Source organism: Pelomicrobium sp. G1 (assembly GCF_051905455.1).
In the GTDB taxonomy this organism is placed as follows: Bacteria; Pseudomonadota; Gammaproteobacteria; order Burkholderiales; family UBA6910; genus Pelomicrobium.
Genome location: NZ_JBQACR010000069.1, coordinates 1 through 611 on the forward strand (window position 1 = coordinate 1; position 611 = coordinate 611).

Consider the following 611-nt stretch of genomic DNA (forward strand, 5'->3'; position numbering starts at 1 on the left):
GTGGTGACCTTGACCGGCCCCAGCCGCGCTTCGATCTGCTCGTAAGAGGGCGGTGGCCCCTTGGGCCGGGACGAGAGCGCTTCCACCATGGCCCGAATATGCAGCGCTGTCGTGCCGCAGCAGCCGCCGATGATTCGCGCGCCCGCATCACGCGCAAGGCACGCGTAGTCGGCCATGATTTCCGGCGTGCCGTTGTAGTGAACACGCATGTCGTTTCCCAGCGCCGGGAGGCCGCAGTTGCTTTTAGCCACGATAACATCTCCGTCTGCGGCACCCTTCACCAGCCCCAACACCGAGTCCAGCAACTGGGCCGGACCCACGCCGCAGTTGGCGCCGAAGGCGAGGGGAGGTTTGGAAAAAGCGTGGCTGCGCACCATCGCGTCTTCCGGCCTGATGCCCATCATGGTTCGCCCGCCGCTGTCGAACGTCATGGTAGCGACGTAATCGAGCCCCGCGCGTGCCACCGCGCGTACCGCGGCGTCCAGCTCTTCATCGGCGAACATGGTTTCGATCCAGACGACGTCGACGCCCCCTTGCTTGAGCGCCACCGCCTGCTCGAAGAACGCCTCCTCGGCCTCGGCTTTGGTTCGCGTTCCCAGAGGCTCGAGCAC

Annotated in this window: 1 protein-coding gene; it reads right to left on the reverse strand. The window is 65.8% G+C overall.

Features of this window, described 5'->3' with window-relative positions; genetic code table 11:
• Positions 1-611, reverse strand: a 611-nt coding sequence (locus ACTFO6_RS17480; protein ID WP_439935705.1) for a homocysteine S-methyltransferase family protein, incomplete at both ends; no start/stop codon positions are given.